Below are 16,630 nucleotides of genomic sequence, written 5' to 3'. Positions count from 1 at the left end.
TCTTTTAGATGTTACTTCTGATGTTACTTAAACTATAGTTCATCACTGAGCGGCCATAACAAGCAAAAAAGAATTCAAACGTTTGCATGAATTCTAGACTGAGCCAAAGCGCTTTCTTCTAACTTAGACCATAAACGGTGATATAAACAATCTTGTTTAAGTTTCATCCTCAACGTTGGAGAAATACTCTCTAACCACTCATAAACCTCGAGCAACTCATTTTCATGGCATGTTTGTGCATAGTTCAATACGAACAAAACAGACTGCATGTCTTCTGAAACTGTGCTTAAATCTAACCGTTCCTCAATATTTAGGGGTATTGCATTCACACTAATATCTTGTTTGGTTAGAGTATGTAACCAAGTTTCATCTAGATGCGATTTCACTACGTCTAATCCACCTTCGATGTTGAATAGATAAACCAACACTGCCCAAAGTTTCCAATGATACTCGACATCAAACAATGGTTTCTTGGTTAGTATTGGTAGAAACTCAACGGCCCTTTCGTACATTGATGGCCAGTCTATATCAAAAGAATTTATACTCTCAGCATTCGTTGCAGATAAAGAAAACACTGCATTCATGATTGCAACACTGACACCACTAGAGACAATCTGAGCTGAGACATTTCGTTTATGAGCCAATTCAATAATCTGCCCCCATTCCTCATCAACCTCAAGCAACATGAACTTCAGTGTATCTTTATTGCGGCGCTCAATATCCTCACTAATTACAATTAAATCATAATTCTCTACCATAGATTTATGATCCTGCTTGTTGTAAGCGTCAATAAATGATTTCACTAACATACCGATCGGCTTAGAAGACTGTCGATTTATCACCGGCGAACTCTGATAGCGCATAATCATCTTGTCCAGTGCTTCTTGGCTCTGCTTCATTGCTTGGGGCAAAAACGTTCGATATGTTGCTTGATCCATACTTAAATTAGTACGCCCCCATACACTAACCTTAAGAAAACCATGAGGCCAGTGCCGCATCAACACAGTTTCAAAGTCATATTCTGCTTTTTTATGTGGGCGCGCATATTGGCAGTAATAGCGAGATAAAGCGCAATTTAACCAGTCTTTCGTATGCTCCATCAATTCTTCACTATCACAGAGCACATAGAAACTCGGCTCAGAACCTTGCGGATAACCAACTAAATATTTTATTGGGTAATCATTCTCTAGTTGACTTTGAGAGGCGATTACTTTTTCACTCCACTGACTGCTAGGAGTAATGTTATTCTGACCTTGAAAGAAGTCTTGCAATATTTGCTTAGAATGGCCAATCATCATCTTCCCCCTCACCCACTATTGCATCGTGGTCACTAAAATACAGGTCTTCATAAGTATTTCTCTTTTCCGCTATCGCACTCAGATTCGTCGTGAAAGTAATACCTTCGAAATTGATACTCGCCCCAAAATAAGTGAAATTCATAGATCCGCGAACCAAACCTGACTCTGTAAGCAACCCCTTTTCATGAAGGTCTTTGTGTTCAGCAACTATGAATCGGCTCGGATAGTTCTTTAAGGATTGCTCTAACACGTAGATTTTTTCTCTATTTTCACGAATCGCCAACTTAAGCGTCGCACCTGCTTCAACACAATTTTGTAATAATTCAAAAAAATTAATTTGACGATGCCCCCAAGCAGGGTTAATCGAATCAAAGTTCCCCGCGGTGTTGTCCAAAATTGGAAAATCTGAAATCCAAGGGCTTAGAATATAAATTTCTCCTGGATTTAGTGCCTCCCCAACCAATATCGACGTGAGAAGATCTTTTACATGTGCTCGACCTATCGCTTCTTTGGTCTCGATAGAGCGCTCTAATTGAATCATCATTGTAGAATATCCCTTACTTCGACCGTGAGATGCATTGCCGATAAACGAGCTTGAACCTTCGTAATTCGCGGATAGAAAATCATCTTATTGTATTCAATCATGCTGACGTTTAGTTCACTAAGTACAGTCTTAATTTGTGACCTGTCCCCACCATTAAATACAAGGATACATTTACCCGATGACTTTAACTCAGAAGAAAGCATGTCACGCCAAGTACCTTGATTATCAAAATCGACTAGGACGTCTTTCGAGGTAATGACTCTAGTTAGTAGCAGACGTTCAGTCTTATTTTGATCTGTATTGAACGGGTTGTAGAAGCCTAACTCTTGCTCCCTAATCATTGCTCCACGTTGCCATAACTGAGACTGGACCCGGTTCTTATAACGATAAATATCACCTGGTGTCCCTCCACTGTTACGGGATGCTAGGTAAGACATAATGTGTAGTGGTATTTCAATATCTACACATGACTCGTACCCATCCCATTCCTTGAGCAATTTAATAAGGTGCTGATCAGTTGATGAGTTAGCACCTTTCTTCAGAACTCGTGAATACAAGATACTATTCCAGGCATGAGAAGGTAAAATCCCTAATCGCGAGATCTGTAACTTGAGCGCTTTGGTCGCTTGTGAGCGAGCCTCTAGACTGCTTGAAGTTCGAACATCATCTAACCCTTGCTGTAGCGCTTGATTGTTCATTAGATTCATCAAAAAATGTTGCAAGTCAAAATTCACTTGCTCATATTCACCTGTCTCAAAAGCATGACTGAGGTAACCTAGTGTACGAAGAGGATCTTCCCGGTATGCTTCTCTGAACTTAGTAATGTAACCAATACCACCGACTTCATTCTCATTCATCCAGATATTTAATTTGCTCCCATCCCACCTATGGTCTAGGTTAAATGACTGCTCAGAAACATCGGACACTAATTTCAAAAACATTGCATTAATACCACCACACAATGTCTGTCCTAACACGTTTTTACCCCACTCAAAATAACTCTGAGATTGGTCGTAATTAGGATCAAGATCAAGCGCACTTCTGATGACCGTCATGTTAACGTCATCTTCAAAGTATTCAGATAGTCGCTGATGTAGATCCTGTTCTTCGTCACCCATTTCAGTATTACGACGTTGGAACATACCATTCACCACATCGAGCAATAACTGCTTCCCTGACACTGTATGCAGGACTTCCAATGCATCATGTAATGCTAACTTACGTTCGCTACAAATAACAAACAACGCGGACATAACACATTCGAATATCCAATTAGCCAAGAAGTACTCATGTTCAAACGGTTCAGCATTCAAGAAGGTTTCATGAAGGTACTGGTAATAGAGCGCTTGTTTATTACGATTATGGAAAAGTAACTGCTTAACTTTCTCATCTGTAAACTCAAATCCAAATTTCGCACTATCAACCCAAAGTTTGGTTCCTACAGCAACCTGAGAGTTGTTTTGTTGCCATTGGAAAAACACATTAGCCGCGTCCTGACCTTTTTTAGCAAATGGAATACTTGCTTTGGCACCTGTACAGAAACGGGTCAACTCAATAGGTGAAGAATTATCGTGGGTATAGAAGTTGATGGATTTTAATACTTCAAACCATTCGCTACTTTGAGGGACGGGCGTCGTATGATTAACGGTCGGTTCACGAATATCAAAATACCATTGCAACATACTACTGCTTTTGTTGGTCAATGCTTTGTTCATAGAGTGAGTGGTATTAATAAACCTAGGCTGATAGACCGGGATCTGTTCTCCATTATGATTTACATAATCTTGAAGCACTTGTTTATTAACATCACCAAAAGCACTTTCAATATCAAAAGCTATATTACCTTTCTGACCTGGTACTGGTTCGAACCCAACAGGTACCAACCAGTCAGGTACATTTTGTGCCTTAACAGTGTAACGCTTAGACATTCTTCCCGGGGAAAACTCCTTGAGCGCTTGAAAGAATGCCATATCTTCACGCTTGTGGTTCACCTCATTTTTGGTAGAGCGATCCAATATAATAGATAACCCTTGTGTGTTGAGCTCAGAGAACAATTGGGCTGCGATATATTTGGGCATTGGGCCTGAGTTATCATTACCCACCCCGTACCAATGTTGACCTTTTACTCCCCAGCAATATTTAAGGCTTTGCTCTAGTTCAGGGAGAAATGACATCATAATTGATCGCGGAGGTGCCCACATCACCACTTTAGCTTGATCATCGTTAAGCCCTAGAGTACTTTTTATATGGGCGGTTAATTGGTCTATCTTTGAAGGCGTGCTTAACAAATCAACTACAACATGGTGTAGTTTTTCGAGTTTTCCTGCGTTCTTTTGTGGTGCTTTCAGCGCACTCCAGACATTTAACCACTTTAGTTGGGGAGAGTTTTTGACTAGCCATTCCAAAGTAGTAAGTGCTGCGTGCATCTTGTGGATGTGGGAGTTCTCTGTAGGTAGTTTAGTAGTGCTCACTTTAGGGTCTATGAGTTGTTCATATTGCTGGAAGGCAATACGATCGCGCCCAAAATCAGACAAAATTGTATACATCCATGGTCGCATACCACGTCGTCGACCAGCCCGACCCTTACGCTGTAAATAGGATGCTACGTTTCTAGGTGCTTTGTGTTGTATTACCGCACCTACCGTTGGATCGTTGTAGCCAACCTCGAGCGATGCGGTGGCCACAACCACGTTCGCACCTTGATTGACTCCACTATCCTGACTCGAGGTACGTTCAACAACGTTGGCTTGATCTAAATAGTGACCAATCTTCTCTGCTGCAAACCAATCTTGCCCTAATTCGCGCTTGAGTGTTGGTGAACAATTCTCATTGCTAGGTGAGCGTAAGTAAGCCAAAGGGTTTTCGTTTCGGTTGCTCGGACGCAGTTGTCCAAAGAAATCTTGCTTACCCTCTGCATCTAGATAATCATTATAAAGGCGGTTGATAACATCAAGGTCATCGGTAAAAACAAACGCTTTTTGACCAAATACATCTTGCGAAATGTTTCGGTTATTTCCAACATGGCAGTCCAGCATGCGACTACCAAGCATTGTGGCCTGAATCGTCGCAGAAAGAAGACCTGTTTGAGATGCAGGGTCTCCGCGAAGAGCCAATAGGTATTCGGCCCCTTCTTCTTCTATCTCACGTTCAAATGACTCTATCAATTCCGTGTGTTGTGGCAGTGTTCCAGTCAGATCAGCAAAGAAATTCTTTGCATCGGCGAGAGTTGCAGATAAACCTACAAAGTGTGGTTTGATACCACTAAATGCCATCCAACGTTTCAGTAGGAATGATGTTTGAGCCCCAGTGCTACCCTCATAAGTATGAACTTCATCAAGTAAAACTAACGGAATAGCTATATTGCTGTCGTTGACCCCAAACAGATGGTTAAAACCCCTGTCACTGAGGCGTTGGTTCAACATTTCTGTGGTTGTAAAAAGAATATCAGGTGGATTTTTTGTCACACCTTCTCGTGTGGTAACCACCTCGTCGGAAGAAAGCGCTACCTGACAACTCGAGCAAACTGTCTCTTTGGATTGCTGGTTAAACTTTAGAATGCCGCCGCAGTCGCCTTGAGGACAAACCATGGGTTCAAATACCTGCCCGTCTTTCGCAAAATGCTCTGAAAATGTACCACCATAAAACGTACCAATCGTGATTTTTCGTTTACCTTTAGACGACAAAAAATCGTCCAATTTACGAGCTTCTCGATAAGTTTCGGAGAACTGATCTTTTAACAACTCTTTACGAGGATAAATCGCAAGAATACGTACTCGACCGCTGTCGTCATTAATTAAATCAGTTGCCAGTTTGGTCATTGCGGGTAGGTAGAACGATAGTGTCTTACCACTACCAGTGCCCGCACAAACGATCGTCGCGCTAGGATGGTAAGTCCTTTTACGTCTGTGGTGCTCATACTTCGACAGAATCCGCTCAGTCGAGCGCACCTGAAAGCCTGATAACTGAAACCAATTATTTCCGTTTTTTAATAAACTACTGAGGATGGCTTTCTCGTTTGGCGATTGGAATAATTTCTTTTGTTCCCATCCCTCTATCAATGCTTGTGCATCGTTATCACGCTTAGGATATTGTCGAGGGCGCTTTAGAAATCGAAAGTCTGAAATTAGCGGTTTCGCATCTTCAACATTTTGTTTGGCAAACCATTGGCGAGACAGAACCTGTAGCCGTACAGTCTCTGCCATTCGTGTTCGGTAACAATCATCACCAATAGGAAAAACAAAACAACGCTGGATGAGAGCATTAAAGTAATCGTCTACATAGTACACGGCAACACCGACACTTTTGAGGCTAGACTCTATTTCGTCTCGACTAGAAAATACTTCAACGTCCCCCCAAGCTAACAACTCGGATTCTTTGTCTTCAATTTGATCTAATGCTTCGATCAGCTTATTTTTATCGATTGTGGTCATTATCTTTGTTTTACCATCAGTGTATCGAGTTTATTGTTCTTTTCGAGCCATTCCATTACTTCAGGTGTCAACATTGATACGAGCGCAACAGCACCAGTGTTATTTAATGCATCAAAAAGCTTCTTCACACCTTGCGGTAACGCTTCCGTATTCATTTGAGATTTGAGTTCTGCACATTGTTTTGCGAACTGTTGAATTCTAGCTAACTGCCCTTGATCAAAGTTAAAGCCATTCATTTGGTTATCGAACTCTCTCTTTGCTCGCGTGTAGTTATTGTAAAGTTCGATATTACGATGCACTGACTTCTGTTGTTCCAAAATCACATCATTGACATTGGCTAAGCCTTTTTGCCCTTCCGTCCATTGTTGCCATACGAGTTCATGATTATTGATAAATAAATCAGCCACTTTGCTAATTCCTTGGGTCATCTCGTACAGAGTGTTTGCTTCATCAGTCAAGCTCTGTTCTCCAACCTCTTCCCAAAGATTCTTGAATGCCAAATATCGACTGCTAACAGTCTCAAGCACCTCATTCCCACCTTCGCAGGTAAGGTCAATTCCATCAATTAGTTGTAAGCATTGTAACTTCTTAGCTTCTTGTTCAATACGCGAAGTGGGGTTGGCAACACGTGTAGAGATCGTCTTAAGTGCATTCATCTGGTCTTCCAGGTTTGCACTGTTGTGGAAATACTCGATTTGTTTGTTCAGTTCTGCCACTTGCTTTTTAAGACTCATGTACTGCTCCCAGATGTTGCAAAGACTCTTCTATAGACATAAGACGATCATTGATAACTTTTTTGTAAGTCTCGATTTGGTTGACCCCATTTCGCTCGTTAAACTCTCTGATGCTTCCGGTTACTTTTGGAGAGATTACCTTCCAGTCCTTAAGCACTTTTATCCAAAGATCTAGTTCATCACCACTAATTTTATTCAACAACTTAACGGGATCGTCTTGAGTTTGAATGAGTGCAATTGCAGACTTAGGTGTCTGCGAAGTAACGATCTCACTTAATTGTTTTATTCGAGAACGAACCGTTTTTATACTCACGTCATAATCTGGCATCATCTCTGCGGGAATGCTCTTATATGTGCTAGCGACTGATTCGAGCACTTCAAGTAGTTCTTCTTTTGTTTCCGAACCTTCCAAATAGTCCTTCAATAAGTTACTTGTGCTTTTTACCTCTTGAATAACTGGATTAAGCTCTCTAGCAGATCTTACCTTCTTATCTCTTTTTCTAAATACGTTGCCAAAAGCGAGGGGATGAACAGCATTATTAGTTCCAATTAACATGGTGTTTAACCACTGGGTTCGTAATTGATCCCATTCAGCAAGCCATTTAGAAAACACAATTCGATGATTTTCATTAATCGCTGGAGGTAATTCACTTTGAATCTGATTTGCCGTTTTTACTAGTTGATTAAGTGCTTTGTCTGTAGCCGACAAATCAAAGCCCATGCTATTTGCTAACGCTACATGGTCACTCATAGGGGCATGTGCTGTTTCTTTTACTAGCTCAACACATCTCGCCATCGCTACTGGTACCCATTTTTGAGCGAATTGCATATATAAAGCATAATCTTCTAGACCTTGCTCATAAGACCAACCAACTTTAGGGTCTTTAGCATTCATTCTGAAATGACGTAAAACAGCGATCATTTGCATCTTTAGAGGCACAGAATCAAATGTGTCTGATAGCTCTTTATCCCCAAAGGCATTTACTTTTGCCTGTTCGCTGTTCGTACGGGAACCAGGTAGGCGAATCAATGTTATGCTTCCTTTCTTTAAGAAAGCATTTAATAAACTTTTACCTTTCCACACATTATTTGTGTTTAGAGAGTAGTCTGAAAACCCTTTTTGTTGTTCAAGCATTTGAAAGAGCGCTAGTCTCAAATCATTACTAGGCCCTTGTTCTAGTATTGACGAGCCTGAAAACCAATCATTTATTAAATCAGCAACTTCGTCTCTTTGTGGCTCTGAGTCTACATCTGGTCCATTTCCAGGTTGTGATTTACTACCAATTCCTCCCCACTCTGGTTCCTGTATTACGCCTCTAGTTCTATCAGGAACTTTCTTAACTAAAACTTGGCCAGTCGCTGCTATGGAAATTTCTTCAGGCAGCAATTGTGTGTCCAAACCAAAAGCTTCAGCTTGTCGCTTAGATACTTGTTTGAAACAATCTTCACTGGTAGGTGCGTCAGAATAAAGGGACATAAAGCCAATTAGTCGCCTTGCTTGCTCTTTATCTTGTGTATTGCGATCAATTAATAGAGCTGTTTGATCATTACGGAACTCACTTAACTGCTCTTCAAACCAAGCACTTGGATACCCATTTTGAACAAAGCGTTCCCGATGATCACGGAGAATTGATAGTAGTACTTCCTGAATAACGACACGCGGGTTAAATCGAGTGCGATTATTACCCATGAACACATGCTTTTGCGCTAATTTAGTAATTGCTTGTTTGTTATACGGAAACAGTGGTATCCCTGTATCTTCGGCACCAGAAGACGTTAGTGCTGTAGAAAACCCGAAATCCGTTAATACAGCCATTTCTGCTTCACCCAGATCTGTCTGCCATGCTGGCAAATGGACGTCACTATCCTCCAAATCAATCAATTGATTAATAGCATTCATACCATGGCGAGCAGCATTGATATAACGGGCACAAAAGTCGACAACGTCATCTGTAGAAAATTTAAGTTCAGGGAAGTTCTCAACATCAAAGTCCGTTGGAAGGTGCCACTCAAAGCGACCTCGAGTCCAAATTGTATTTCGGTGACTTCTATAACTCTCTAGATCATCTGTCGTTGCAATCACTGACTTCATCGGACAAAGAACCTGAACACCGCTATCTTTATCTTGCTCCAGAAGACTCTCTATAAGGACATCATCAATAGAGGATATTGCGGCTAAATCTTCCACTAGAACCACTAGAACTCTATTTTTTTCTAATAAATACTTGCGGATTTCCTTAAACAAATCTTGGAAGTTACCAGTACTAAACTGGAATAGACGGTTGAACATTAGCTTACAAGCACGCTCAATGGCTTTATTGGTCATCTCTGCCGCCATTTTACGCTTGGAATCATCCGACTCTAATTGCAGATTTGCATAAGCTTTTCGGGCTTTTGCTCCCAGTTGAGTAGAAATCTCCTCTCCACTAGTGAACTTAAAGTCGTCCTCAACAACGGAAAAGTTATCTTCTAAAAGTTCTGCGTAAGATTTAATTTCAATCAAACGAGAAACACGACTTCTGATAGCAGAATCATTTCCTGAAAAGCTTTCTTTAATGTAGGGATCGTCAAAAAAATGTTTCAATTGATCGGCAAAAGACATTTCTGCCATAAACTGATTCATTTTTTCTTGCGTCATCTTCCCTTCAGATTGCAGTGCTTGACTTTGCTTTTGCAGCCTAGTTGGTACTTCTCGAAAGGCCTCTACAATATGTGCAAACATTAAGTTTTTAGTGGTTTCATAATCTAATGAATTTGCCACTTTACCTACTTGTTCACGCGCACTATCAAAGATATCCCCTTCTAAATCACGCAGTAAGATCTCCAGAACTTGGGACAAGCTTGCATTCTTGGGAATTCGAATGATGTGCCATTGCTCTTGCTTTGCTTTAGGGTGATTATTCGCAACAGCATGCAGCCAACGTATCAAGTGAGACTTGCCGCTGCCAGATTCCCCGACAAGAGGAATGATGGTGTTATCCGTTAATAGTTGTTCCAATAAATTCTGCTGACTTTTTATAACCGGCTTTTTTGAACCATAAGGTGTCGCAACCAATTTCATTGGGTGGTGTACTGAAAGAAGCAACTTATCACTTAGTCGCTCAGCTTCGCTAAGAATACAATCTTCTATATTTTCGAGGCTAGGCCAATATGTCTGAATACCCATTATACTACGCCCTAATAAATCTGATGTTAGTTGCTTCGGTGAGTGTCGTCTTCGGTAAGGTAAGCTCAAAGCGTCGACTACTGTCTGAACGCGCCTCCAAGCGAAGCACATTCATCGACTCCAAACGAAACAGTGCAAGACTCATTGACGAAGATAGGCGAACATTACCACTACGCGATACAAGTTCTGGTCTCTTGGTATTAAGGTACTGTGGTAACCCACCTTGATATTCACCTGTATCAAAAATAGGTAGGATATTGTTTAATTCATCTAGAAGTTCCTGCAGCGACATTTCTTCTTTCGATTCGAAAATACGGTCCAGATGCCAATGTATAAATCGCGTTGGATCAGGTAGGAAAGTGTCTTTACCAACGGCTTCTAACAAACCAAGCAGATGCCCATAATTTATGACTCCAGCAGATTCATTACTTTTGTTGTAGGTAATTTTCGTCGCATCCGGAATTACGCTACTTACCATCAGTTCATAAGCGCCACTAGCCGTAAAAGAATTGTTCTTTCCGAAAGTGATTTCTTCTTGATATAAGAAAAAACACATCGCTAATACAAACAGCGAGAAATCTTTAGATAAGTCATCATCCTTAAAGTAATCATTCAATGAGATTGTCAACTCACCATCTTGAATGTACTGTTTAGAAATGACATCAATAATTCGTTTAGGTAGATTTGAAGAGTTACAAAACGGGCTGGTGGCTGAGTACGTTTTTTCTTGTTCTGATTTTGACACTTCCCATAACCCATAATTTCCCCAAAAAGACAGAGACTGGTCCATCTTTTTCTGGGCATTTGGATTAAGCTTAAACGAACCGTCTGACTCTTCTTTATAATAAAGGGCATCAGGCATAGATGAACTAAGTAATTTAGATTCTAATATTCTTGCATCACTATTTTTTGACTTCATGCTGTTCAACAATTCATCAATTAGTTGCAAGGTAGGGATATGACTACCTGGATGTGCGTTATTAATAATTGCCATAATTATATCTTCGCCAATGTATTGATATTTTTAATGTTATTACTCGACTCCCACCATCTTCTATGGGGGTTCAACGGATTTTTCAATTCAGAATTTCCAAAGAAGTAACTAGGAAATTTTTCCATAAAGGTGAATGGCACCTTTATGCTTGAATGTAAGTGCACTTTATCCTGCACGATAAATTTACTGTACTCATATAAGACCGAGTCATTGTTCTCGTACGCATCAAATGGAGCATAAAACCAAACATTATGAATAGAGGAATCCAAATAAGGTTTTGCTTGCTGTAGAAAGTTTTCGCTACAAACAAGGGTGGTTACTTCACCACAGTTTACTTTCTGCTTGAACAGATCCATCAAACGCTCAACAGAGCACGGGGTTGGGTCAAAGTAATACTGCTCAAGACTATTTGAACCATCTGTGGGTTGGGATACAGTGAAAACATCACCTACTAAGGTCTTACTTGTCGCCCTTCCATTTTCAACATCTCTTCGACCACATACTCTCAATGGCATAAAGTTATCTAGCGTAAAACTAACTTGCAAAACCTCACCAAGAGACTTTTTATCCATGACCCAGTCAAGTAATAGTTCACCACGCTTCTTGAGAACCGCATTTTCTTGAGATCGATGAGTATCAACCATCCCTTCCCATGTGGTCTTGATGACATGTCTATCATGCAGAACCTCTACAACAACTTTATTGGTAAAATCAGACCAGAATTTCACCCAATCATCTTCGTTATCTGGGACTAAAGAGGCATCTGGATAGCATAAGCACAACAAACCAGCTCGTTGCATAAGCAGGAGTGTTTTCCAATTCCAGGTTTCATTACCATCAGAGTTTTTTTCTATATGGTCGGCTTGATTATTTACTTGAATTTCAAATAAGTTATCGCCAACCTCCGAACGTTGTTTCCACATTGAGTTCCAACGTTTAAAACCAAGTTCAATCCCTATCTTTTTAGTGTGACTACGGTTAGTCAGTTGCTCTTGATGGTAAATAACTTCACAGTAAGAAGCTTTCCCATCACGACCACTACGACCAATTTCTTGATAATACCCATCAATATTTTGGCTCAGTCCAGCATGAATGACGGTTCTTACGTCACCTTTATCCATCCCAACACCAAAAGCTGTTGTCGCTACTATGATATCTAGGTTATTGGCGTCCCACTGTTCAATGATCTCTGAGCGTTCAGTGTCTTCTGTATCACCAGTAAACAAGCGGACTCTATTAACCCCTTTTTCAGAAAGCTCTTGATAAATATCATCACATTCTGTCTTAGTAGGTGCATAGACGATCAGGGGCTTAGGAGAACTAAGTACTTTATCCACCACACTGGAAATATAGCCTACCTTTTCCACCATTTGCTTTAAGCAGACAGGCTCTGGGCGTAAAAAAGCGCCATTGATCATCGTAGGTTTAATATAAGTATCACCAAACAAAGCCCTTATAGTCACCAGAGATTGATCGGTAAACGTGGCAGACAAAAATACTTTCCTAAAACAGCCGCCTTTCTTTCTTAGGGCTTCTAATAATGCGCCAAGTTTCTGAAACTCCGGTCGAAAATCATCACCCCATGTATCTATTAAGTGGGCTTCATCAAACACCACATTCTTTAAGATTTTTGATTCAGCCGCCTTAAACAAAGTAGGAAGAATGCCGCTTACCATAGATTCCGGTGAAACAAACAATACTCGTTGCTTCCCAGACAAAATATCGGACTTAATCTGAGCTTTAGTATCGTCGTTCAACTCTCCTCGCCACGCATACTCAGCGCATGGCTGATAACCCATTCTAGCGATAGAATTTTTCATGCGTTTTGCTTGATCCAACGCCAATGCCGTGGTTGGTATGACGACAATCGTCAATTCGTCTGCACGAGTAAACCCAGTCAGTGTTTCTGTAACCAGAGTTTTTCCGCATCCCGTTGGTAGGTTGACGATTACCGTAGCATCAGGCTTTGATGCAAGCGTTAAACGCACTGCCTCGCGCTGAGCATGGCTTGTGTAAGTTTTGAATGGTAAGTTCAGTTTAGCGAGCACGGGGTCATGTGGTGGTTGATCTGAATAACGTTTAACCACCTGTTTATAAACAGGATCTATGTATTCATTCACCACACCAGGTTCCACAAGCACAGAATCTGAAACAGGATCAAACTTCAAACCAATTTTAACTCCAGAAGCAAACTCCTCTTGTGTTGGTCTTTTACCGAGTCGCAACCTAGCACTACTCAAATCTTTTTCTGTAGCTAACAGATCTTTTGTTAAGTACCAGAACTCTACGAGAGTTAACTCCTGAGAGTCTAATGCTTGTAGAAAACGACTCTTAAACTGTGAATCAAAGAAGAACTCCACCTCAGACTTAAGCTTTTCTAACATGTGAGTTGGATAGAAATCACGGAACTTCATAATTAGGCACCAATCAACAATACATACTTTAAAGTGAGTAATTCTGCTTTCGGGTTAACGTCCAAAAGTTCATTTTGTTGTTCAAACTGTTCGATAGCAAGCGCCTTACTTTTCTCAAGGACTTGTTCTAATGCGCTAGTAAATCTGGTTTTGCTTACTAAAGGTTCAATCAACTGCCATACATCTGTATTACTTTCGTGAGTTTGGATAGTGATATTTGTGTCCTGGTAAGGCACCTGATTACCACCGATTTCCACTTGTCCATTGGCAGAACTGTATGCAGCACTCACTAAGGTTGCCATATTCAATGGTGTAGGACTCCCGCTCTCACCGAATACTCCTAGAGAAACAACAGGTGGATATTGTGCATCCAGAACGATTTGATCTGATGTAGAGTTTGCTTTCCCTTCAACCAACCACTGTGGAATAAAAAATAACATTGGCTCTTGTTTAATTGGGATCTTACGAATGATTGCACTACTGTTTGCTAGCGTAGACTGACGAGATACCTCAGCAATAGCATCTACAAACGGTTGACCATATCTAAGTGGATAACTGCCATTTTTCACACTATTGACTCTAGATAGAGATAGTTCTTGGGTTACCGGAGAAATATAATCAGATGCCTCGATATCTAGTCCTACAATACATTTATCAATCAATGTAGAAGAACGCATTTTTGTAGAACCTGACGAATACTTAAATCGATATACGTCGCAGTTTTCTGTCGGACTAAGTCTAAATAGCATCCCCTCCTTGATCCAATCAACGAGCGCGGTCGACTCTTCAAATGCTTCGTCATCCTCGCGCATTTGTGTGAGTCGCTTTTCTGCCTCTTCCGCATCGATATCGACTGTCGCTAGTTTCGCGATAATATCTAAATGGTTGTAAGTACTGCGTGTTTTATCTCGAAGCTTTTCTTCAGCATCTTCTAATGCTAAATAGCCTTCTTGCAAAACTGCTGGCCAGATTTCTTCATGAAGCAGTTTATCGATCTCATCTTGAATATTTGCTCTGTAATGAGAGAAACAACCAACCCCCTTCATCAAAGATTGCACCCATTTGTTATAAAATGTACTTCTCGCTGTGGAGAGAATCATTGTGTCGATTGGGTTTACACCAGTAGACAATGCACTATAACGGTTCAAACGACCATTACGTTGCTCAATTCTGCTTATCGACATCGGCATGCTATAATGTATCGCTAGTCGGGTCTGCCCTTGCAAATTAAGTCCATCTTCACCCCTTTCATCACATACCAACACCCTAGTAAGATCATCAGAATTAAAGGCCGGAGTTTCTCCCTGTTGATGACGTTCTACAGTTACATCAGTATTCTCACTGAGGAACTGATATACATTGTCTGCCGTAAGTAGGTCTCCGCAAAAGACCACAGCCTTACCCTCAGGGTTCGATGATAGCCATGTTGACAATGCTCTGCTCAATGCTCGATTTTTGGTAACCTGCTCATTTTCTACTTGTTCCAGCATATGTTCCCAATGGGAATTTTCAATACTGGAGCTATTAACCTGTTTTAGATACCTCTCCGCCGTATCAGCAAAGCTAATTGGACTTGTTAACAACGACTCTACTATGCGCTTAAATTGAGTCAGTTCTAGTTGATTAAAATTGTCACCAGCCACCATTTCAGAACGATATTGCTCAAAATGTTCATCAAGATAGACTTCTTCTTTTGGTGCATCCCAGATTACGGTTTGTACTGGATTTAAACCCGGGAATAAGTTTTCTATCTCACTAACCTCGTTCTCCACCATACCCGTAGCTCTAGAAGTGCGAATCATACGGTAATCAAAGAGGTATCTATTGTTGAGGTATTCAGACAACTGCTGAATTAAGTTATCACGTTGAACTGGATCTTTGTCCATGGCGAACATATTAACCAAAGGCAAAAGAGCTTGAACTAAACCTTCTAAGGTTGGATCGTCGATTTCCAAACCGAGCAAATCGTTTAAAGAAGTGTAAAGAAGATAGTCCTCGTTTTCCGGAACAAAAATGCGGCTTAACTCTCTGATGCGATCCTGCATAGGAAGCAGTTGATTAAACAATGCTATGGTTCTGTCCGTTAATGGGAAGTTTTCTGAGTTGAGTAAATGCAGCAATGCAAGATATGCAGAACGATGCCCTGCCATTGGCGTTCCGGTCAACAACAAAGTAATTTCTGATTGATTTGTCAGTGTTGATATTGAACTAAACAACTCACTTTCCATCCAGTTATCGTTAAATGGAAAGCTCGAAATCTGGTGTACTTCGTCGATAACAACCATCGTTGGTGTGTGTTCATATGTCAGTGCTTGGCTGAAAGTAAGAATATCGACGTTAGGGTCATCATTATCCTCATCGGTGTTTAGCACTGCACCCAGATGGAAACGTTCAGTTAGTTCTTGCTTCCATTGCTGAGAAAGAGAGTCGGGTACCAAGACTAGTACTTTTGAGTGACGGCCCTTTTCAAGGACATGTTGTCGAATGATAAACCCAGCTTCAATCGTCTTTCCTAAGCCAACTTCATCACAGAGTAGATATTTTTTGTTCGTATCCTTTAGCACTTCATACACCGCTGCCAATTGATGCTTTTCTAGCTCGACAGAGCTTGACAGCAATGCCGCGATTGAACGACAAGAGCGGCGTTGGGAATAGTACTCAGAATAAAACTTTGAGAGCAAATTACAAAGAAACGGTGACGATGTCCCCTGTCCCTTCAAAAATTCTTCGACGTCAAATTTATGATTGGGAAAGGCATTGGGAACGTATAATTCTGACAAGTCATAGGCATCTTTCATCTTCATTGAAAAAACGACTAGTGCCTGCTCTCCCGGTCTTTCTCCTTGGTAGTAACCCATTTTCCAAGAGTTTGTTCCTGGGAATTGAACAAAGACTTCAGTATTCAATCCTAAAGAGGTAACCGCTTGTAGTTCTACAGCTGGAACATTGATGCTGTTGGCCAATGGTCTAAGTGGAGAAGCAAAAAATCCGATTTCTGCTGACTTCGCTTCAAGATCAATTGATATAATTTTCCCGACACCTTTAAATAC

Annotated in this window: 8 protein-coding genes; all 8 read right to left on the bottom strand. The window is 40.8% G+C overall.

The window, feature by feature from the left end:
* Positions 1-74: 74 nt before the first annotated feature.
* Positions 75-1,298, bottom strand: coding sequence for a hypothetical protein (locus AB4232_RS19135; RefSeq protein WP_162924257.1), 1,224 nt, complete (start codon positions 1,296-1,298; stop codon positions 75-77).
* On the bottom strand, positions 1,279-1,842 hold the full coding sequence (dpdK, locus tag AB4232_RS19130; protein WP_122046637.1) for a phospholipase D-like domain-containing protein DpdK: 564 nt from the start codon (positions 1,840-1,842) through the stop codon (positions 1,279-1,281). Before dpdK ends, AB4232_RS19135 begins: the two co-directional genes overlap by 20 nt.
* Positions 1,839-6,272 carry a protein DpdJ gene (gene dpdJ / locus AB4232_RS19125; protein WP_372087770.1) on the bottom strand — a complete coding sequence of 1,478 codons (4,434 nt, stop codon included), beginning with the start codon at positions 6,270-6,272 and terminating at the stop codon, positions 1,839-1,841. The genes dpdK and dpdJ overlap by 4 nt, the downstream gene beginning before the upstream one ends.
* Positions 6,272-7,006 (bottom strand): protein DpdI, encoded by a 735-nt coding sequence (gene dpdI / locus AB4232_RS19120; RefSeq protein ID WP_122046639.1) that lies wholly within the window; start codon positions 7,004-7,006, stop codon positions 6,272-6,274. Before dpdI ends, dpdJ begins: the two co-directional genes overlap by 1 nt.
* Complete coding sequence (dpdH, locus tag AB4232_RS19115; protein ID WP_122046640.1) at positions 6,996-10,172, bottom strand: protein DpdH; 3,177 nt, start codon at positions 10,170-10,172, stop codon at positions 6,996-6,998. Before dpdH ends, dpdI begins: the two co-directional genes overlap by 11 nt.
* Before the next feature lie 4 nt (positions 10,173-10,176).
* Positions 10,177-11,166 carry a protein DpdG gene (gene dpdG / locus AB4232_RS19110; protein ID WP_122046641.1) on the bottom strand — a complete coding sequence of 330 codons (990 nt, stop codon included), beginning with the start codon at positions 11,164-11,166 and terminating at the stop codon, positions 10,177-10,179.
* Positions 11,167-11,168: 2 nt separating this feature from the next.
* A complete protein-coding gene (gene dpdF / locus AB4232_RS19105) occupies positions 11,169-13,580 on the bottom strand; it encodes a protein DpdF (protein WP_372087769.1) in 2,412 nt (803 codons plus the stop codon).
* Positions 13,581-13,582: 2 nt separating this feature from the next.
* Positions 13,583-16,630, bottom strand: a 3,048-nt coding sequence (gene dpdE, locus AB4232_RS19100) for a protein DpdE (RefSeq protein ID WP_372087768.1), incomplete at its 5' end; no start/stop codon positions are given.

The organism is Vibrio sp. 10N.286.46.A8, from assembly GCF_041470165.1.
Lineage (GTDB): Bacteria > Pseudomonadota > Gammaproteobacteria > Enterobacterales > Vibrionaceae > Vibrio > Vibrio tasmaniensis_A.
Note: the sequence above shows the minus strand (reverse complement) of the source record. Positions and strands in the feature narration are given on the sequence as shown.

Excerpts from the sequence above, each read along its gene's own strand:
- AB4232_RS19135 (WP_162924257.1), bottom strand. The coding sequence starts at position 1,298 with ATGATGATTGGCCATTCTAAGCAAATATTGCAAGACTTCTTTCAAGGT.
- dpdK (WP_122046637.1), bottom strand. The coding sequence starts at position 1,842 with ATGATGATTCAATTAGAGCGCTCTATCGAGACCAAAGAAGCGATAGGT.
- dpdJ (WP_372087770.1), bottom strand. The coding sequence starts at position 6,272 with ATGACCACAATCGATAAAAATAAGCTGATCGAAGCATTAGATCAAATT.
- dpdI (WP_122046639.1), bottom strand. The coding sequence starts at position 7,006 with ATGAGTCTTAAAAAGCAAGTGGCAGAACTGAACAAACAAATCGAGTAT.
- dpdH (WP_122046640.1), bottom strand. The coding sequence starts at position 10,172 with ATGGGTATTCAGACATATTGGCCTAGCCTCGAAAATATAGAAGATTGT.
- dpdG (WP_122046641.1), bottom strand. The coding sequence starts at position 11,166 with ATGGCAATTATTAATAACGCACATCCAGGTAGTCATATCCCTACCTTG.
- dpdF (WP_372087769.1), bottom strand. The coding sequence starts at position 13,580 with ATGAAGTTCCGTGATTTCTATCCAACTCACATGTTAGAAAAGCTTAAG.